This window comes from Pseudomonas sp. GM50 (assembly GCF_000282375.1).
In the GTDB taxonomy this organism is placed as follows: Bacteria; Pseudomonadota; Gammaproteobacteria; order Pseudomonadales; family Pseudomonadaceae; genus Aquipseudomonas.
This window is the reverse complement of record NZ_AKJK01000041.1, coordinates 1-17740: the sequence shown is the minus strand read 5'-3', so window position 1 is coordinate 17740 and position 17740 is coordinate 1. Positions and strand designations below refer to the sequence as shown.

General features: G+C 59.6%; 18 protein-coding genes. 6 read left to right on the top strand and 12 right to left on the bottom strand.

Translation table 11 applies throughout. The features are described 5' to 3' along the window. The first annotated feature begins 35 nt into the window (after window positions 1–35). Complete coding sequence (locus PMI30_RS22725) at window positions 36–782, top strand: NRDE family protein (protein ID WP_008007343.1); 747 nt, start codon at window positions 36–38, stop codon at window positions 780–782. 130 nt (window positions 783–912) lie between these two features. On the opposite strand, the gene ptsP is transcribed toward PMI30_RS22725, so the two are convergent. Further along, a complete protein-coding gene (ptsP, locus tag PMI30_RS22730) occupies window positions 913–3192 on the bottom strand; it encodes a phosphoenolpyruvate--protein phosphotransferase (RefSeq protein WP_007897733.1) in 2280 nt (759 codons plus the stop codon). Window positions 3193–3214: 22 nt separating this feature from the next. Beyond that, on the bottom strand, window positions 3215–3694 hold the full coding sequence (locus PMI30_RS22735) for an RNA pyrophosphohydrolase (RefSeq protein WP_007897732.1): 480 nt from the start codon (window positions 3692–3694) through the stop codon (window positions 3215–3217). 143 nt (window positions 3695–3837) lie between these two features. On the opposite strand from PMI30_RS22735, the gene PMI30_RS22740 reads away from it, so the two are divergent. Next, a complete protein-coding gene (locus PMI30_RS22740; RefSeq protein ID WP_008007341.1) occupies window positions 3838–4494 on the top strand; it encodes an HAD family hydrolase in 657 nt (218 codons plus the stop codon). 99 nt (window positions 4495–4593) lie between these two features. Here the strand turns inward: PMI30_RS22740 and PMI30_RS22745 are convergent, their stop codons facing one another. Then, the gene (locus tag PMI30_RS22745) at window positions 4594–5022 is read right to left on the bottom strand and encodes a DUF2269 domain-containing protein (protein ID WP_008007339.1); all 429 of its coding nucleotides are present in this window, start codon (window positions 5020–5022) and stop codon (window positions 4594–4596) included. A 39-nt stretch (window positions 5023–5061) separates the two neighbouring features. Continuing rightward, a complete protein-coding gene (gene ilvA, locus PMI30_RS22750; protein WP_008007337.1) occupies window positions 5062–6576 on the bottom strand; it encodes a threonine ammonia-lyase, biosynthetic in 1515 nt (504 codons plus the stop codon). 260 nt (window positions 6577–6836) lie between these two features. Here ilvA and rpiA point away from each other — a divergent pair, with 260 nt between their 5' ends. Beyond that, window positions 6837–7511, top strand: a complete 675-nt coding sequence (rpiA, locus tag PMI30_RS22755) for a ribose-5-phosphate isomerase RpiA (protein ID WP_008007335.1) — start codon at window positions 6837–6839, stop codon at window positions 7509–7511. A 128-nt stretch (window positions 7512–7639) separates the two neighbouring features. Here rpiA and PMI30_RS22760 read toward each other — a convergent pair whose 3' ends face one another. From PMI30_RS22760 to PMI30_RS22775, 4 genes are all read right to left on the bottom strand, one after another. Continuing rightward, entirely contained in the window at window positions 7640–8557 is a 918-nt protein-coding gene (locus PMI30_RS22760; protein WP_008007333.1) for an SdiA-regulated domain-containing protein, read from the bottom strand. 96 nt (window positions 8558–8653) lie between these two features. Continuing rightward, window positions 8654–9583: an SdiA-regulated domain-containing protein gene (locus PMI30_RS22765; RefSeq protein WP_008007331.1), complete on the bottom strand. Its 930-nt coding sequence runs from the start codon at window positions 9581–9583 to the stop codon at window positions 8654–8656. A 255-nt stretch (window positions 9584–9838) separates the two neighbouring features. Continuing rightward, window positions 9839–10504 (bottom strand): fumarylacetoacetate hydrolase family protein, encoded by a 666-nt coding sequence (locus PMI30_RS22770; RefSeq protein ID WP_008007329.1) that lies wholly within the window; start codon window positions 10502–10504, stop codon window positions 9839–9841. A 37-nt stretch (window positions 10505–10541) separates the two neighbouring features. Next, the gene (locus tag PMI30_RS22775; RefSeq protein ID WP_032835036.1) at window positions 10542–11936 is read right to left on the bottom strand and encodes an FAD-binding oxidoreductase; all 1395 of its coding nucleotides are present in this window, start codon (window positions 11934–11936) and stop codon (window positions 10542–10544) included. Between the two features lie 204 nt (window positions 11937–12140). On the opposite strand from PMI30_RS22775, the gene serA reads away from it, so the two are divergent. Beyond that, the gene (gene serA, locus PMI30_RS22780; RefSeq protein WP_008007325.1) at window positions 12141–13370 is read left to right on the top strand and encodes a phosphoglycerate dehydrogenase; all 1230 of its coding nucleotides are present in this window, start codon (window positions 12141–12143) and stop codon (window positions 13368–13370) included. A gap of 77 nt (window positions 13371–13447) precedes the next feature. Here serA and PMI30_RS22785 read toward each other — a convergent pair whose 3' ends face one another. Beyond that, window positions 13448–13873 (bottom strand): DUF4399 domain-containing protein, encoded by a 426-nt coding sequence (locus PMI30_RS22785; RefSeq protein WP_008007323.1) that lies wholly within the window; start codon window positions 13871–13873, stop codon window positions 13448–13450. A 135-nt stretch (window positions 13874–14008) separates the two neighbouring features. Here PMI30_RS22785 and PMI30_RS22790 point away from each other — a divergent pair, with 135 nt between their 5' ends. Next, window positions 14009–14596: a transporter substrate-binding domain-containing protein gene (locus tag PMI30_RS22790; protein WP_008007321.1), complete on the top strand. Its 588-nt coding sequence runs from the start codon at window positions 14009–14011 to the stop codon at window positions 14594–14596. Between the two features lie 123 nt (window positions 14597–14719). On the opposite strand, the gene PMI30_RS22795 is transcribed toward PMI30_RS22790, so the two are convergent. Together PMI30_RS22795 and PMI30_RS22800 are read right to left on the bottom strand one after the other, a co-directional pair. Beyond that, entirely contained in the window at window positions 14720–15205 is a 486-nt protein-coding gene (locus PMI30_RS22795) for a DUF523 domain-containing protein (protein WP_008007318.1), read from the bottom strand. A 2-nt stretch (window positions 15206–15207) separates the two neighbouring features. Beyond that, on the bottom strand, window positions 15208–15840 hold the full coding sequence (locus tag PMI30_RS22800) for a 2OG-Fe(II) oxygenase (protein WP_008007317.1): 633 nt from the start codon (window positions 15838–15840) through the stop codon (window positions 15208–15210). Window positions 15841–15973: 133 nt separating this feature from the next. On the opposite strand from PMI30_RS22800, the gene PMI30_RS22805 reads away from it, so the two are divergent. Continuing rightward, on the top strand, window positions 15974–16726 hold the full coding sequence (locus PMI30_RS22805; RefSeq protein ID WP_008007315.1) for a DUF2059 domain-containing protein: 753 nt from the start codon (window positions 15974–15976) through the stop codon (window positions 16724–16726). A gap of 120 nt (window positions 16727–16846) precedes the next feature. Here the strand turns inward: PMI30_RS22805 and PMI30_RS22810 are convergent. Beyond that, the coding region (locus tag PMI30_RS22810) for an alpha/beta hydrolase (protein ID WP_008007313.1) at window positions 16847–17740 on the bottom strand (894 nt) is incomplete at its 5' end.

The following is a 17740-nucleotide window of genomic DNA, read 5'->3' as shown; positions in this document are numbered from 1 at the left end:
CGTAGAGTGAGCAAAAAACACACAAGGACCACCTTATGTGCCTGATTGTTTTTGCCTGGCGACCGGGTCATGCCCAACCGCTGATCGTGGCGGCCAACCGCGACGAATTCTATGCCCGGCCCAGCCTGCCCCTGGCGCAATGGCCGCAAGCCCCGCACGTGTACGCCGGTCGCGACCTTGAGGCTGGCGGCACATGGCTCGGTGTCGGCGCCAACGGGCGCTTCGCCGCGCTGACCAACATCCGTGATCCCCTTCAGCCGCCGGCGCGCAAGTCGCGAGGCGAACTGGTGGCGCAGTTTCTCAGCGGGGACATGTCGATTGACGACTATTTAAAGGACGTTGTCGGACGTTCGCCTGAATATGCCGGGTTTAATCTGTTGATTGGCAATGCCAACGAGCTATGGTACTTCAATGCCCGGGAGACGGAGGCGGTCATGCTCCAACCGGGCATTTATGGGTTATCGAACGCGGGACTGGATACGCCGTGGCCAAAAGTGCTCAAGGCCAAGGCAGCATTGAGCGAGGTATTGGGCGATCCGCAGCCGCAGGCGCTGTTAGCCTTGCTGAGCGACCCGCAGACCGCGCCGCTTGCCGAACTGCCGAACACTGGCGTGGGACAGGCCACCGAGACGTTGTTGTCGAGCGTGTTTATCAAGAGCCCGACTTACGGGACACGGGCGAGCACGGCGTTGATCGTTCAGGCGGATGGGGGGCGGCATATGGTCGAACGGAGTTTCGGGCCGTATGGGGGGCATTTGGGGGAAGTGGAAGTCAGGATTTGAAGATGTGGTGTGTTTGCGGACGCCTTCGCGGGCAAGCCTCGCTCCTACAGGATTTGTGTTGGTCGCCGGAAATGGACACGACACATAATCTGTAGGAGCGAGGCTTGCCCGCGAAGAGTCCGTCAGCCTTTTAGAGGGTTTTGACCGAAGCCGGATTGATCATCCGCGCCAACCCAAGGTTCTTCAGCGCCAGTTGCAGCGAGCTGTGGATAACTTGCGGGTTGTCGATGGTCATCAGCTCAGCCAGCAATTCCTTGGCCTTGCTCAGGTTGATCTGACGCAGCATCCACTTCACTTTCGGCAAGTTGGTGGCGTTCATCGACAGACTGTCGAAGCCCATCGCCATCAACAACACCGCCGCCGCCGGGTCACCGGCCATTTCGCCGCAGATACTCACGGGCTTGCCTTCGGCATGGGCGTCGCGCACCACGTTCTGCAAGGCTTGCAATACTGCCGGGTGCAGGTAGTCGTAGAGATCGGCCACCCGCGGGTTGTTGCGGTCCACGGCCAGCAGGTACTGGGTCAGGTCGTTGGAGCCGACCGACAGGAAATCCACTTGTCGCGCCAGTTCCTTGGTCTGGTACACCGCCGCCGGAATCTCGATCATTACGCCAATCGGCGGCATCGGCACGTCGGTGCCTTCGTCGCGGACTTCGCCCCAGGCCCGGTGAATCAGGTGCAGGGCTTCTTCCAGCTCATGGGTGCCGGAAATCATCGGCAGCAGAATGCGCAGGTTGTTCAGGCCTTCGCTGGCCTTGAGCATGGCTCGAGTCTGCACCAGGAAGATTTCCGGGTGGTCGAGGGTCACGCGAATGCCGCGCCAGCCGAGGAACGGGTTGTCTTCCTTGATCGGGAAGTACGACAGCGCCTTGTCGCCGCCGATGTCCAGGCTGCGCATGGTCACCGGTTGCGGATGGAACGCAGCGAGTTGCTCGCGATAAATCGCCAGCTGCTCCTTTTCGCTCGGGAAGCGCTGGTTGATCATGAACGGCACTTCGGTGCGGTACAGACCCACGCCTTCGGCACCGCGCTTCTGCGCCCGTGCCACGTCCGCCAGCAGGCCGGTGTTGACCCACAGCGGCATGCGGTGACCGTCGACCGTTATGCACGGCAGGTCCCGCAATGCATCCAGACCGAGGGCCAGTTGTTTCTCTTCCTCGACCACCTCGGCGAACTGCTTGCGCAGCACGTCACTCGGGTTGGTATAGACCTCACCGTGGTAGCCGTCGACGATCATCTGGATGCCGTCGACCTTGGAATACGGCAAGTCGACCAGGCCCATCACCGTCGGAATACCCATGGCGCGCGCCAGGATCGCCACGTGTGAGTTGCCGGAACCGAGTACCGACACCAGACCCACCAGCTTGCCTTCCGGCACCTCGCCGAGCATCGCCGGCGTCAGTTCTTCGCTGACCAGAATGGTGTTGTCGGGGTAGACCAGCGTCTGCTGCCGCTCTTCCTGCAGGTAAGCCAGCAAGCGCCGACCGAGGTCTTTGACGTCCGAGGCGCGCTCACGCAGGTAGGCGTCGTCCATCAATTCGAATCGGTTGACGTGTTCGGTGACCACTTGACGCAACGCGCCCTGAGCCCACTGACCGGTCTTGATCACCGTGGTGATTTCGCTGCCGAGCGAGGCATCGTCGAGCATCATCAGGTAAACGTCGAACAACGCCCGTTCTTCAGGCCGCAGCTGGGTGGCCAGCTTGGCGGACAAGGCACGCATGTCGGCGCGTACGCCTTCGATGGCGGTCTTGAACAGGCCAAGTTCCGCGTTGATGTCGGTGATGGTCTTGTCCGGCACCACGTCCAGATCGGCCGGCGGCAGCATGACGACCGCGGTTCCGACCGCCGCGCCCGGCGAACCCGGTACACCGACGAACTTTGCTTCCTGGATACCTTTGCCCTGACGGCCCAGGCCACGGATCGAACCGGTGGCCTCGGCGTGGGCGATAACGCCGGCAAGTTGCGCGCTCATGGTCACGAGGAAGGCTTCTTCACCTTCATCGAACTGGCGGCGTTCTTTTTGCTGAATGACCAACACGCCGACAACGCGACGGTGGTGAATGATCGGCGCCCCGAGGAACGAGGCGTAGCGCTCTTCACCGGTCTCGGCGAAGTAACGGTAGCGCGGGTGATCCGCGGCGTTTTCGAGGTTCAGGGGTTCTTCACGCGTGCCGACCAGGCCGACCAGACCTTCGTTGGGTGCCATGCTGACTTTGCCGATCGAGCGCTTGTTCAAGCCCTCGGTGGCCATCAACACGAAGCGGTTGGTCTCTGGGTCAAGCAGGTAGACCGAGCAGACCTGGCTGCCCATGGCCTCTTTGACGCGCAACACAATAATCCCCAACGCCGCCTTGAGATCCTTGGCGGAGTTAACTTCCTGGACGATCTTGCGCAGCGTATTGAGCATGGCTCGGGGTCGAACTCCGTCGTCAGTCGCGCGCTAAAAGGCGCGGGGCAAGCTCTTTGAGAGCGCGGCGATAAACCTCGCGCTTGAATGTCACCACCTGGCCCAACGGATACCAATAACTGACCCAGCGCCAGCCATCGAATTCCGGTTTACCGGTCAAATCCATCCGCACCCGCTGCTCGTTGGAGATCAGGCGCAGGAGAAACCATTTCTGCTTCTGGCCGATGCACAGCGGTTGGCTGTGCGTCCTGACCAGACGTTGCGGCAAACGATAGCGCAACCAGCCCCGGGTGCAGGCGAGTATTTCAACATCTTCGCGCTCCAGGCCCACTTCTTCGTTCAACTCGCGGTACAAGGCGTCTTCCGGCGTCTCCTGGGGGTTGATCCCGCCCTGTGGAAACTGCCAGGCATCTTGATTGATACGGCGAGCCCATAGCACCTGGCCGGCATCATTCGTCAGAATGATCCCGACATTGGGGCGGAAACCATCGGGGTCGATCACGGCAACAACCTCGCAAACGCATGTCGCCGCATTGTTCCACAAAGGTTGTGAAAGCAGCAACGAGCCGACCTACCTTATGTGCACTCTTGTGAAAAGTCCGTATTCTGGACGCCTTTCTACAGACTTTTCAGCGAGTAACTGCAATGCGGCTGGCTTTATTCGACTTGGACAACACGCTTCTGGGCGGTGACAGTGACCACGCCTGGGGCGACTATCTGTGCGAACGCGGCTTCCTCGACGCCGTCGCCTACAAGGCACGCAACGACGAGTTCTATCAGGATTACCTGGCCGGCAAGCTGGATAACGACGCGTACCTGAACTTCTGCCTCGAAGTTCTCGGCCGCACCGAAATGGCCACGCTGGATCAATGGCACCAGGACTACATGCGCGACTGCATCGAACCGATCGTGCTGCCCAAAGGCATCGAACTGCTGGCCAAGCACCGCGAGGCCGGCGACAAACTGGTGATCATCACCGCCACCAACCGCTTTGTGACCGGGCCGATTGCAGCACGTCTGGGCGTTGAAACCCTGATCGCCACCGAATGCGAAATGATCGACGGCCGTTACACCGGGCGCAGCACTGATGTCCCGTGCTTCCGTGAAGGCAAGGTGACCCGGTTGAATCGTTGGCTGGAAGAAACCGGCCATAATCTGGAAGACAGCTATTTCTACAGTGATTCGATGAATGACTTGTCGTTGCTGGAACAGGTGGCGAATCCGATCGCTGTCGATCCGGATCCTAATTTGCGGGCCGAGGCCGAGAAGCGTGGCTGGCCGGTAATTTCGTTGCGCGATTAAGATCGCCTTCGCGGGCAAGCCTCGCTCCTACAAAAGCGACTGAGCACTGTACTGTAGGAGCGAGGCTTGCCCGCGAAGGGGCCGACTCGGTCTGAAGCCCTAAACCGGCTTGGCCCCCATCAACCCCGCAATGGCGATAAAGCAGACAAAGCTGAACAACGCCAACGCAAACGTAAACTTCGCATTCCCCCCCGCGGGCGCCTTGCGCAGCCGATTCAGCCGCACCACCAGCCAGAACCAGCCCAGCGCCGCCACGGTGTAGAGCACACTGGACGCCAGCAACCAGGTCTGCCCCAACGGCCAGCCCACCAGATGCACCATCCACCAACCGGTGAACGGCATGCTCAGCAGTGCCAGGCCCATCAATAGCCAGATGAACACCTGCGGTCGTTGCAAGGTACGAGTATGAGCCGTCGCGTCGCCGTTACGGCGTGTGCGCCAGACCCATATCGCCAAACCCGGCGCGCACACCAGCAACACCACCGTTGCAACCATGTGCGCCACTTTCAGGGCGGTTAACGTTTCCATTGTTCGATTTCCTTATGGCCTGCCGATCAGCGTAGCCGCTCAGCCGAGAAACAGCTGATAGGCCGGGTTGTCGCTTTCGTCCCAATACGGGTAACCGATTTCTTCCAGCGCGGCCGGTACCAGATGACGCTCGTCGTGCGGCACTTGCAGGCCCGCGACCACACGGCCATCGGCCGCGCCGTGGTTGCGGTAATGGAACATCGAGATGTTCCAGCGCCCGCCGAGCTTGTTGAGGAAGTTGAACAACGCACCCGGACGCTCCGGAAACTCGAAGCGCAGCACCACTTCATCGACCACGTGGACAGCACGCCCGCCGACCATGTGGCGGATGTGTAACTTGGCCAGTTCGTTGTCGGTCAGGTCGAGCACCGGGAAACCCTGCTCGGTGAGACTGGCGAGCAGCGCACTGCGCGGGTCGTTTTCCGGATGCGTCTGCACGCCGACAAAGATGTGCGCTTCGCTGCCGGTGTTGTAGCGGTAGTTGAATTCGGTGATCTGGCGCTTGCCAATGGCTTCGCAGAACGCCTTGAAACTGCCCGGTTTCTCGGGGATGGTCACAGCGATGATGGCTTCGCGACCCTCGCCCAGTTCGGCGCGCTCGGCCACGTGGCGCAAGCGGTCAAAGTTGACGTTGGCACCCGAGTCGATGGCGACGAAGGTATGCCCCGTGACGCCGCGTTGCTCGACGTACTTCTTGATCCCGGCCACGCCCAAGGCACCAGCAGGTTCCGTGATCGAGCGGGTATCGTCGTAGATATCCTTGATTGCCGCACAGATCTCATCAGTGCTGACAGTGATGACTTCGTCTACGTAGTCTTTGCAGATGTCGAAAGTGTGCTGGCCGATCTGCGCCACCGCCACGCCGTCGGCAAAGAGGCCCACGGTCGGCAGCACCACGCGCTCGCCGGCCGCCATAGCGGCTTGCAGGCAGTTGGAGTCGTCCGGCTCGACGCCGATGATTTTGATTTCAGGACGCAGGTACTTCACGTACGCCGCGATCCCGGCGATCAATCCGCCACCGCCCACCGGGACGAATATCGCGTCCAGACGGCCAGGGTGCTGGCGCAAAATCTCCATGGCCACCGTGCCCTGCCCGGCAATGGTGTGGGGATCGTCGTAAGGGTGGATGTAGACGTAGCCTTTTTCGTCGACCAGTTTCAGTGAGTAGGCCAGGGCTTCCGGGAACGAATCCCCGTGCAGCACCACTTTACCGCCACGCGAGCGCACGCCTTCGACTTTGATTTCCGGGGTGGTCTTGGGCATCACGATGGTCGCTTTCACGCCCAGTACCTTGGCCGCCAGGGCCAGGCCTTGCGCATGGTTGCCCGCCGACGCGGTGACCACGCCGCGAGCACGCTCTTCATCGCTCAATTGCGTCAACTTGTTGTAGGCGCCGCGAATCTTGAACGAGAACACCGGCTGCAAGTCTTCACGCTTGAGCCAGATATCGTTGCCCAGCCGCTCGGAGAGCTGGCGGGCAGTCTGCAATGGGGTTTCCACGGCAACGTCATAAACGCGCGAGGTGAGGATCTTTTTGACGTACTGTTCGAGCATCGGAAAGCATCACTGAGCGGGTTGGGCAGGGCCAAGGAGTCTAACCCGGCTTTTGGGCGGGCGACCACACTTGTAGGAGCGAGGCTTGCCCGCGAAAGCGATCTTACTGCCAATATTTATGCTGGATGTGACGACCTCTTCGCGGGCAAGCCTCGCTCCTACAGGTAACGATCACGGCCTGCCAATCGGGCAATGACCTTCCCCATCGCGAGGCCTATAATGCCGGCCTTTCGTTCCCCTTTCGGCACCTCGGAGCCCGCATGACCCAGGATCAACTCAAACAGGCCGTAGCCCAGGCCGCCGTCGACTTCATCCTTCCAAAACTCGACGACAAGAGCATCGTCGGGGTCGGCACCGGCTCCACCGCCAACTGCTTCATCGATGCCTTGGCCAAGCACAAAGGCGCGTTCGATGGCGCGGTCGCCAGTTCCGAAGCCACCGCCGCCCGCCTCAAAGGCCACGGCATTCCGGTGTATGAGCTCAATACCGTCAGCGACCTGGAGTTCTACGTCGATGGCGCCGACGAAAGCGACGAGCACCTGAACCTGATCAAGGGCGGCGGCGCGGCCCTGACCCGCGAGAAGATCGTGGCAGCCGTGGCCAAGACCTTCATCTGCATCGCCGACGCCAGCAAACTGGTGCCGGTGCTCGGTGCGTTCCCGCTGCCGGTGGAAGTGATCCCGATGGCCCGCAGCCACGTGGCCCGTCAACTGGTAAAGCTCGGCGGCGACCCGGTTTACCGTGAAGGCGTACTGACCGACAACGGCAACATCATCCTCGACGTGTTCAACATGCAGATCACCAACCCGGTGGAGCTGGAAACACAGATCAATGCCATCGTCGGCGTGGTCACCAACGGTTTGTTCGCAGCCCGCCCGGCTGATTTGCTGCTGCTGGGCACGAGTGAAGGCGTGAAAACCCTGCGCGCCGAGTAAGGAATACACAAAGCAAAACCTGTAGGAGCGAGCCTGCTCGCGATGAGGTCATATCATTCAACATCAATGCTGAATGACAGACCGCTATCGCGAGCAGGCTCGCTCCCACATTGGTTGTTGGGTGCCCATCAGGGTTGCGGTGGTTTTTTGAAGACGTAGAAAAGGTTCGGCTCGCTGACGAGGTACAGTGTGCCGTCGTCGTCCATGGCGATGCCTTCCGCTTGCGGTACAGTTTTCTGCAACCCCTGACGCCCCTTGCTCAGTGACAGGGTGGTCAGCGGTCGCCCGTCGACATCCAGCTCCAGAATCAGTCGCGACTCATCGGACAGCGCCAGCAAATGGCCGCTGCGCTCGTCGTATTGCAGGCTCGACAGGTCTCGCACGAACATCCCGGCATCACGTTTGGGGTTGTTCACCACGTGCACCGCGTAGGACTTCTCCGGATTGTAATGCGGAAAGCCCTGCACTTCGTAAATCAGCATCGGATCGCGCTCCTTGGCGACAAACAAGCGCTTGCCCACCGAGTCATAGGCCAACCCTTCAAACCCCTTGTTACCACTCATGTGCACGCCGAGGGTCATCTGTTCGGCGTCCGCGGCATCGAGGAACGTCGTGTCCTTCTCCAGATGAATCTTGATCAGCCGTTGCTGGCGCTCGTCGGTGACCACGTAAGTGTCAGCGCTGATGAACTCCACCGCCTCCGGATCGCCAAACCCGACCAGCGCCACACGCCGCAGGATTTTGCCTTCCAGGGACAACTCGATCAGTTCGGCGTTTTTGTTGGTGACGGTGAACAGGCTTTTACGCACGGGATCGAAGGTCAGCGCCGAAACATCGTCGTCCAGACCATCAATGACTTGCGCCTCGATCGCTACCTGATACTGATCCAGGCCAATGGACTGGGCATTCATCGGCTGCCATAACGCCTGCACATTGAACCAGGTACGCTCGAACAGACGCAGGTACTGACCGACGGCAATCAGCACGATCAGCGCAATTACCGACAAGATCAGCATCAGGGGTTTGGGACGGGCAAGTCGGCGCATTCAGGCGAGCTCGGAAACAAGACGGGCGGATGAAATACCACGGCAGCATGAATTCAAGCTTAATGGCCAATGGCCTTTGACGACAATTGCCGACCCCTACGGTTGTTTTTCGAAGCGATAGAACAGGTTCGGCTCACTCACAATGTAAAGCGTGCCCGCCTCGTCCATGGTCACGCCTTCGGCACGGGGAATGGTTTTCTTCAGACCATTGAAACCACCCAGCAGAGTCATGAAGCTGACCTGCTCGCCTTTCTCGTCCAATTCCAGCAGCAAGTGCGAATCGGCAGACAACACCAAGGTATGGCCGGTGCGCGGATCGATGGCCAGGGCCGACAGGTTGCGGATATCCAATTCGTCGCTGGACAGCTTTTGCTTGTCGCCCTTGAGGATTTGGCTGCCGTCGCTTTTCCAGCTGAACAGCGCCGGTGGACGCTCTTCACCCAGCAGCAGTTGCTGGGTGCGCGCATCCCAAACGATCGCCTCAAAGGCCTTATTCTGGTTTTTCGACGGGCCCAGGTCGTATTTCGGGAAACTGGCGATATTCAGTTCCCGGGTATCGGCGTCGACCTTGACGATGGAAAGCAGGTGCGCGCGTTCATCGGTGATCGCCAGCAAACCATTGCCCATGACCGTCACCCCTTCCGGGTTGCTCCAACCCACCAGCGGCATTTTGCGCAACACATCGCCCTGCAACGTCAGCTCGACCAGGAACGGGTTCTTGCCCATCACCGCAAACAGGGTTTTGGTCTGCGGGTCATAAGACACGTCTGACGCTTCGTCCTTCTCCATGCCCGGCAGCAACTTGGCGTCGATCACCGCCCGGTAATCCGGCAGCCAGATACTCTCTTTTCGCTCGGCCGGGCTTTCGAAACGCTCCATCACCCAGAGCACGCCGCGATCGTCCCAGTGCATCGCAAACATGAGGCCATACGCAGCAGCAGCCACCAGCAAAAGCCAGGAATACCAACGCATGACAAAGCGCGAGCGGCGGGCAGTTTTCAGCTTGGGCAGCGGTTGGGTGGTCATGCAGGGATACGTTCCAGAAATTCAGGCTATGGGTAATAGCACAATTGGGACTGGCTCAGACGCCAGAAGCCCAGGAATTATCCGGACAAAATGTGAAAAAAACGGGAAATGGCGGGATTGCCCTGCGTGGGCGATCACGAAAATCAATGTGGGAGCGAGCCTGCTCGCGATGGCGGTGTAACAGCCAACATAGATGTTAGATGTTATGGACTCATCGCGAGCAGGCTCGCTCCCACAGGTTTTGCGGTGTTTGTGCTAGCGCACGCTGCTGGTGAAGCGGCTGGCGCCCGGCAATTCGAGCACCAGTTCGTCACCGACATTCAGCGGGCCAACGCCCACCGGCGTGCCAGTCAGAATCACGTCACCGGCCTGCAGCGAGAAGCAGCCGGCCATGTACTGGATCATCGGTACGATCGGATTCAGCATGTCCTTGCTGTTGCCATCCTGGCGGACTTCGCCATTGATGGTCAGGCGGATACCGATGTCGGTCAGGTCGGCAAAGGTACTGCCCGCCACGAACGGCGCAATGACCGCCGCTCCGTCGAAGGATTTGGCGATTTCCCACGGCAGGCCCTTGGCTTTCAACTCGGCCTGTTTGTCGCGCAGGGTCAGGTCCAGGGCGGGGGCGATGCCGGAGATGGCATCCAGCACTTCTTCACGGCTCGGCTTGGTCGACAGTGGCTTGCCGATCAACACGGCGATTTCCGCCTCGTAATGCACCGAGCCACGCTCAGTCGGAATGCTGAAACCACCTTCCAGCGGCACCACGCAACTGCCCGGCTTGATGAACAGCAGTGGTTCGGTAGGCACCGGATTGTCCAGTTCCTTGGCGTGTTCGGCGTAGTTACGGCCGATGCACACTACTTTCCCCAGCGGGAAATGAATACGCGTACCGTCGACATACTGATGCTGATAGCTCATTGACCGACTCCTGTTTCGTAGCTCTTAAATTTAAAAGTCAAACAGCGAAAATCTTGCCCGGGTTCATGATGCCGTTCGGGTCGAACACTGCTTTGACGGCTTTCATGTACTCGATCTCAACCGGCGAGCGACTGTAGGTCAAGTAGTCACGCTTGGTCATGCCAACGCCGTGTTCGGCGGAAATCGAACCGTTGTACTTCTCGACGGTTTCGAACACCCACTTGTTGACGGTCGCGCACTTGGCGAAGAACTCGTCCTTGCTCAGGTTGTCCGGCTTGAGGATGTTCAAGTGCAGGTTGCCGTCGCCGATGTGGCCGAACCAGACGATTTCGAAATCCGGGTAGTGTTCGCCGACGATCGCATCGATTTCTTTCAGGAACCCCGGGACTTTCGACACAGTGACCGAAATGTCGTTTTTGTAGGGTGTCCAATGGGAAATGGTTTCGGAGATGTACTCGCGCAATTTCCACAGGTTCTGCAACTGGGTTTCGCTCTGGCTCATCACGCCGTCCAGCACCCAGCCCTGCTCCACGCAGTGCTCGAAGGTTTCCAGGGCGTGGTTGGCCACTTCTTCAGTGGTCGCTTCGAATTCCAGCAGCGCGTAGAACGGGCAATCGGATTCGAACGGTGCCGGCACATCGCCACGAGCCATAACCTTGGCTAGAGCTTTATCGGAGAAGAATTCGAAGGCAGTCAGGTCAAGTTTGCTCTGGAATGCGTGCAGCACCGGCATGATCGAATCGAAATCGGCGGTGCCGAGGACCATTGCGGTGAGGTTTTTCGGCGCACGGTCCAGACGCATGGTGGCCTCGACCACAAAACCCAGCGTGCCTTCGGCGCCGATGAACAGCTGACGCAGGTCGTAGCCGGTGGCGTTCTTGATCAGGTCTTTGTTCAGTTCCAGCAAATCGCCCTTGCCGGTGACGACTTTCATGCCGGCCACCCAATTACGGGTCATGCCGTAGCGAATGACCTTGATCCCGCCGGCATTGGTGCCGATATTGCCGCCAATCTGGCTGGAACCTGCCGACGCGAAGTCCACCGGGTAGTACAGACCGTGCTCTTCAGCCTTGTTCTGCAATTGCTCGGTAACCACGCCTGGCTGACAAACGGCTGTGCGGTCAGTCAGGTTCACGTCGAGGATCTGGTTCATGTAGTCGAAGGACACGACCACTTCGCCATTGGCTGCCACGGCCGCAGCCGAAAGCCCGGTACGCCCGCCGGACGGCACCAGCGCCACCTTGTGTTCATTGGCCCAACGAACAATGGCCTGGACCTGCTCGGTGGTCTTGGGAAACACGATGGCGGTCGGGGCCGGGGCGAAATGCTTGGTCCAATCCTTACCGTAAGCATTCAGGGAGTCGGCATCGGTCAGCACCTTGCCAGGCTCAACCAGGGTCTTCAGCTCATCAATCAGCGCAGGATTGGTCATCGATAGAACTCTCGAACAATTCATGGTCATCCTGAGAACGCTTCACGTCGCAGGAATGAGTGTTTAGCGGGGTGCATATGCTAGCATATCGACCCCGCAGCATAGTGCCCAACGGCTGTCCTGCGGCGACGGCTTTCTTGCCGTCCGGGTCAGCATCTGTTGACCATTTCCTGCCAATTTTCTCCGGGATACAGGTTTACGCAGATGAGCAAGACTTCTCTCGATAAGAGCAAGATCAAGTTCCTTCTTCTCGAAGGCGTCCACCAATCGGCTGTCGACGTCCTCAAGGCGGCGGGCTACACCAGCATCGAGTACCTCACAGGTTCTCTGCCGGAAGCCCAGCTGAAGGAAAAGATCGCTGATGCTCACTTCATCGGCATTCGCTCCCGCACTCAACTGACCGAAGATATCTTCGATCACGCGAAGAAACTGGTGGCTGTCGGCTGTTTCTGCATCGGCACCAACCAGGTCGACCTCAATGCGGCTCGCGAACGCGGCATCGCGGTATTCAACGCGCCGTACTCCAACACTCGCTCCGTAGCCGAGCTGGTATTGGCCGAAGCGATCCTGTTGCTGCGCGGCATTCCTGAGAAGAACGCTTCCTGCCACCGTGGCGGCTGGATCAAGAGCGCAGCCAACTCCTTCGAAATCCGCGGCAAGAAGCTGGGTATCGTCGGTTACGGCTCGATCGGTACTCAGCTGTCGGTTCTGGCTGAAGGCTTGGGGATGCAGGTGTACTTCTACGACACCGTGACCAAGCTGCCACTGGGTAACGCCACCCAGGTCGGCAACCTGCACGAGCTGCTGGGCATGTCCGACATCGTCACCCTGCACGTTCCGGAAACCGCAGCCACCCAGTGGATGATCGGCGAGAAGGAAATCCGCGCCATCAAGAAGGGCGGCATTCTGATCAACGCTGCTCGCGGCACCGTGGTCGAACTGGACGCCCTGGCGGACGCGATCAAGGACAAGCACCTGATCGGCGCGGCCATCGACGTATTCCCGGTGGAGCCGCGCTCCAACGAAGAAGAGTTCGAAAGCCCGCTGCGTGGCCTGGACAACGTGATCCTGACCCCGCACATCGGTGGTTCCACCGCTGAGGCGCAAGCCAACATCGGTCTGGAAGTGGCGGAAAAACTGGTCAAGTACAGCGACAACGGTACGTCGGTATCGTCCGTGAACTTCCCGGAAGTGGCCCTGCCAGCTCACCCTGGCAAGCACCGTCTGCTGCACATCCACGAGAACATTCCGGGTGTGATGAGCGAGATCAACAAGGTCTTCGCCGAAAACGGCATCAACATTTCCGGTCAGTTCCTGCAGACCAACGAGAAAGTCGGCTACGTCGTGATCGACGTCGATGCCGAATACTCGGAAATGGCGCAAGAGAAGCTGCAGCACATCAACGGCACCATTCGTTGCCGCGTGTTGTTCTGATCGCGACTTGAGCGACAAAAAAAGGAGCTCCTCGGAGCTCCTTTTTTTACGGCTGCTTTTTCATGGCTGTGGAAAAGTCATTTCACAGTCACGGTGATTTTCTTCGAAACGATTGGCGGATCGAACGGCATGTGACCGCTGTCGCCCAGCTCAAGCTGCAAGGTGTGCTTGCCCGGTGTCAATTTGACTTCAGCCTGGGTCTGCGCCTTGCCAAAGTGCAAATGGTTGGCATCATTCGGAATCGGGGCGCCAGCGGCTGGCAGCTTATCGACATCGATCAGCAAATGGTGATGGCCGGTGTTCTTGGTGACATCGCCCGCCGGCGCCAGCGCAATGTTCTCGACAGCGAACTTGACGACGACAGTTTGCGGAACCGTGGCTCCGTCCGCAGGAGAAACGATGGACGCTTGTGCGCCTTTGGGAGCAGGTGTGGCAGCCGTTGCCAGCATCGATGCACCCAGCAACAGGCCAGCCAACGCTGCACGTGACATAAAGCTTTTCATTCTCTTCTCCAGTTTTTCCGTAAAATTCGCTCGACCGTGACAACTTCACGGCCATTCGTTGTCGAAGGCACACGACAACCATAGCAAAGCGAGCCTGAACAGCGCGTCGCGATAAATGAATTCAAAGGAGTGACCATGCGTTTTTTGCCTGGCCTGATCTGCCTGCTACCCCTTTTGAGCCCTTTGGCTCATGCCGAACTGATTGACGATGTAAACGACCGCGGCGAATTGCGCATTGCCCTTGAGGCTAATACACCGCCCTTCAATTTCAAGGATGACGACAAACTGACCGGCTTCGAAGTCGAGTTGGGTCAACTGCTGGCCGATGAGCTGGATGTGCGGGCCGACTTCGTCGTCACCGATTCCGACGATCTGTTGACCGGCGTCGAAAGCGGCAAATACGACGTGGCCATCAATCACGTAGCACCGACTCCGGACCTGAAGGATCGTTTTGACTTCAGCGAACCTTACATTCACGCCAATGCGCAATTGATCGCGCAGAAAGAAGAGCAACCGCGATCAATCCTGTTGGTGCAGTCGCTGACGGAGGAAAAGCCGAAAGCCGCCCCGGCTGTGAGCCTGGCGATTCCGTTTCAGAAGGGTAACCCGGCGTTTCACGCCAGCCTGGAGAACGCCTTGCAGCGGATCAAGGCTGATGGCCGGCTGGAGACGCTGGAACAGAAATGGTTCGGGGCGGATGCGAATGTGGCGCCGAAACCCTGAAATCGCGGAGAAACCTGTGGGAGCGAGCCTGCTCGCGATGGGGTCATAACAGTCAATATTGATGTTGAATGTAAGACCGCTATCGCGAGCAGGCTCGCTCCCACAGTGGATTTGGGTTTGTCGTTAGTCGAGGGTTGCCAGAGCCTGCGCCGCTTCAACCAACTCCAGCTCGCTGAATACCTGCACGCCATTGCGCTTGAGCAAGGCCGCGGTAACACCCTCGCCACTGACTTTCACGCCACTGAACGTCCCGTCATAGGTCAACAGATTCCCGCAAGACGGGCTGTTGGCCTTGAGCACGGCAATGCGGATACCGTGCTGTTGCACCAGCTCCAGCGCCTGATAAGCCCCCGAAAGAAACTCGGCACTGACGTCCTCGCCCTCAGTGGTGATGACCGATGCAAGGCCATCAAGCACTTCAGCGCCCTGCCCGCCCGGAATCTCCGCCGCGGCTCTTGGCGTTGGCAAACCACCGGCGACTTCCGGGCACAACGGCACCACCCGGCCTTCGGCAATCCACTGCTCCAGCAGATTGAACGGTCCACTGGCGCCGCCGTCGTAACGGACGCGGTGACCGAGCAAACAGCGGCTTACCAGAATCTTTTGCATGATCAGAACGGCTCGTTGCCACGACGGCGGAACCAGCCCGTCAACGACAGGCGATCTCGGGTCGCGGGCAGGACTTCGTGGGGGACTTCGCCCGACAGGAAAACCACCAGGCATCCGCCGGTGGGGACCACATCGTGTTCGACGCCTTCGTCCAGATACATACGCAACTGACCGCCATGCTCGGGCAGCCAGCTGTCATTGAGGTAGATCACCGCCGAGACCATGCGCCGGTCGTCATCGCGGAAACGGTCGACATGCTTGAGGTAAAAAGCACCCGGGGGGTACAGGGCGAAATGGCTTTCGAAATCCTCCAGGCCCAGAAACAAACTGCGATTCATCGCCTCACGCAGGCTGTTCATCACCCCCAGATAACTGTCGCAGGCCTCGACCTGACCGGGTTCGAGCCACTGGATATGGTCGCCACGAATGCCCTCGCGGATCTCCGAAAACGGCCCGCGCCCGACGGCGGCCGGGGCGAGCTCACCCTCGGCGGCACGTTTGCGGCACTCGGCCGCCAGCGCCTGGGTCAGATCCAGAGGCAGGAAAATATTCTGCTGCGACCAGCCGCGCTCAGCCAAGTCGTCGACGATACGTAACAGCAGCGGATGATCAGAGGATATTTGCATGGCGCGCATAGTATTCCTGTGCCCGCAAATCCGACAGAGCCGCGCAGCGGAGTATTGGTCGGATAAGGTACGCAACCTGATACGAATTCTCGACAAGTACGAATGCCGCACGGAGAATAGTCGCCTGCTGACAGGAGTCCCTATGCGCCGTTTGCTTTTTTCACTGCTGATGTTCTGTGTTTTGCCCGCCTGGGCGGACGGCCACGACCAGTTGTACAAGGTCGCCGGTTGGCCAGAACAACGCGCGCATTTCAACGATGCTCTCTCCGCCGCTCAACAGCGTTACCAGAATAGCCTGCCGCCGGCGGTATTTCAGGCTCTGGTCAACAACAGTAATCAGCGTTTCGCCCCCAAGGCCATGGACCAGCGTGCCGAAGCGCAGCTGCGCAAAAAGCTTGCCGATCCGAAACCTGCGTTGAACTTCTTCCAATCGCCCCTGGGCAAGAAAATCGTCGCCGCCGAACTGCTGGCGACCCGTCGCGATCAATTGGCGAAAAACGCCAAGGGCTTGCCGAAAATGCAGGCCAGCGATACCCGTCAGCTGATCATCGGCCACCTCGCCCAGGCCCTGCCCGCTCGCGAGGCCGGCGCTGAAGTCAGTCTGGCGATTGCGGGCGTGGCGGCCGACAGCCTGAGCTCGATGATCCCCGGCCTGCTCGGCGGTGGCCAGGCTCAAGGTATGCTGAACGGTCAGCGCCAGCGCCTGATGGAGCAGATCGGCGCTGACCTGAACAATACGCTGCTGTATGTCTATCGCGACCTGTCGGATGACGAGCTGGAAGAGTTCGCCACGTTTGCCGAGTCCAGTGAAGGCAAGGCTTACTATCAAGCGGCCTTGGCGGCGATTCGGGCGGGGTTGGCGGTGGGGCAGAGCACCTCAAGTCTTACCCAATAATCTGCCGCGACTGGTAGATCGCTATCGCGAGCAGGCTCGCTCCCACAGTTGACCGGGTTGCCCAGGCAGACACGGTCTAATGTGGGAGCGAGCCTGCTCGCGATGGGGTCGCAATGGCCGCTAAAGATTCCGGCCCTTCATCCGCTTGCTCAAAAACCCGAAATACTCCTGCCGCAACCCCGGCGTCTCATTCGCCAGATGATGCCGCGCCTCAGGCAGCATCAGCACCTGAGGCCGATCGAATTTGCCCCGCAATACGTCAAGGTTGTGCTTCCAATCCACCGTCATGTCCGCCTGCCCCTGCACAATCAGCGGCCGCCGTGGGCTGCTCGGTGCCGCTTCGATACGTTTGATCCAGCGCCCCAGCGCACCGACCCAAGCCGTCGGCAGACGCAGCGGCTGCAGCGGATCGGCTTGCAGGAACGCCAGGAAGTCGGGGTCGTTGGAGTTCTCGCTGAAACGCCGGGCGATGCCTTTTACGAACGGTTTGAGCAGGTAATAACTGAGCTGCGACCAGCCCCAGGCTCGCGGCCGCACCAGTGGCGACAGCAGAATCACATGCCCCTGGGCCGGACTGCTCGCGCCCTGATTGAGCACATGATCGATCACGATCGCCCCGCCGGTGCTTTGCCCGCACAGGTGCCAGGGCTGCGGCAAGCCCAGCGATTGCGCCTCGGCCAACAGCCCTTGCAGCGCGCTCTGATACTCGGCGAAGTCCTTGATGCTCGCCCGTTCGCCACTGGACAAGCCATGCCCCGGCAGGTCACAGGCGATCACCGCAAAACCCTGTTCCAGCGCCCACTCGATCACATGCCGATAGAGCCCGGTGTGATCGTAGAAACCGTGAAACAAAAACAGCGTCGCCTTCGCCCGCTCGGGCCACCAGAGCTGGCTGACCACTTCATAGCCATCGACCTCGAAACGCCCCAGGCCACTGCGCAAGGTTCGCTGGGGGAAATCCAGTCCATAAAAATGCTGATAGGCCATGGCTTCCGTCGACAGCGGCTGGCACTC

What these genes read in the sequence shown, in the direction of transcription:
- PMI30_RS22725 (WP_008007343.1), top strand. Translation starts at nt 36, where the DNA reads ATGTGCCTGATTGTTTTTGCCTGGCGACCGGGTCATGCCCAACCGCTG.
- ptsP (WP_007897733.1), bottom strand. Translation starts at nt 3,192, where the DNA reads ATGCTCAATACGCTGCGCAAGATCGTCCAGGAAGTTAACTCCGCCAAG.
- PMI30_RS22740 (WP_008007341.1), top strand. Translation starts at nt 3,838, where the DNA reads ATGCGGCTGGCTTTATTCGACTTGGACAACACGCTTCTGGGCGGTGAC.
- PMI30_RS22745 (WP_008007339.1), bottom strand. Translation starts at nt 5,022, where the DNA reads ATGGAAACGTTAACCGCCCTGAAAGTGGCGCACATGGTTGCAACGGTG.
- ilvA (WP_008007337.1), bottom strand. Translation starts at nt 6,576, where the DNA reads ATGCTCGAACAGTACGTCAAAAAGATCCTCACCTCGCGCGTTTATGAC.
- rpiA (WP_008007335.1), top strand. Translation starts at nt 6,837, where the DNA reads ATGACCCAGGATCAACTCAAACAGGCCGTAGCCCAGGCCGCCGTCGAC.
- PMI30_RS22760 (WP_008007333.1), bottom strand. Translation starts at nt 8,557, where the DNA reads ATGCGCCGACTTGCCCGTCCCAAACCCCTGATGCTGATCTTGTCGGTA.
- PMI30_RS22765 (WP_008007331.1), bottom strand. Translation starts at nt 9,583, where the DNA reads ATGACCACCCAACCGCTGCCCAAGCTGAAAACTGCCCGCCGCTCGCGC.
- PMI30_RS22770 (WP_008007329.1), bottom strand. Translation starts at nt 10,504, where the DNA reads ATGAGCTATCAGCATCAGTATGTCGACGGTACGCGTATTCATTTCCCG.
- PMI30_RS22775 (WP_032835036.1), bottom strand. Translation starts at nt 11,936, where the DNA reads ATGACCAATCCTGCGCTGATTGATGAGCTGAAGACCCTGGTTGAGCCT.
- serA (WP_008007325.1), top strand. Translation starts at nt 12,141, where the DNA reads ATGAGCAAGACTTCTCTCGATAAGAGCAAGATCAAGTTCCTTCTTCTC.
- PMI30_RS22785 (WP_008007323.1), bottom strand. Translation starts at nt 13,873, where the DNA reads ATGAAAAGCTTTATGTCACGTGCAGCGTTGGCTGGCCTGTTGCTGGGT.
- PMI30_RS22790 (WP_008007321.1), top strand. Translation starts at nt 14,009, where the DNA reads ATGCGTTTTTTGCCTGGCCTGATCTGCCTGCTACCCCTTTTGAGCCCT.
- PMI30_RS22795 (WP_008007318.1), bottom strand. Translation starts at nt 15,205, where the DNA reads ATGCAAAAGATTCTGGTAAGCCGCTGTTTGCTCGGTCACCGCGTCCGT.
- PMI30_RS22800 (WP_008007317.1), bottom strand. Translation starts at nt 15,840, where the DNA reads ATGCGCGCCATGCAAATATCCTCTGATCATCCGCTGCTGTTACGTATC.
- PMI30_RS22805 (WP_008007315.1), top strand. Translation starts at nt 15,974, where the DNA reads ATGCGCCGTTTGCTTTTTTCACTGCTGATGTTCTGTGTTTTGCCCGCC.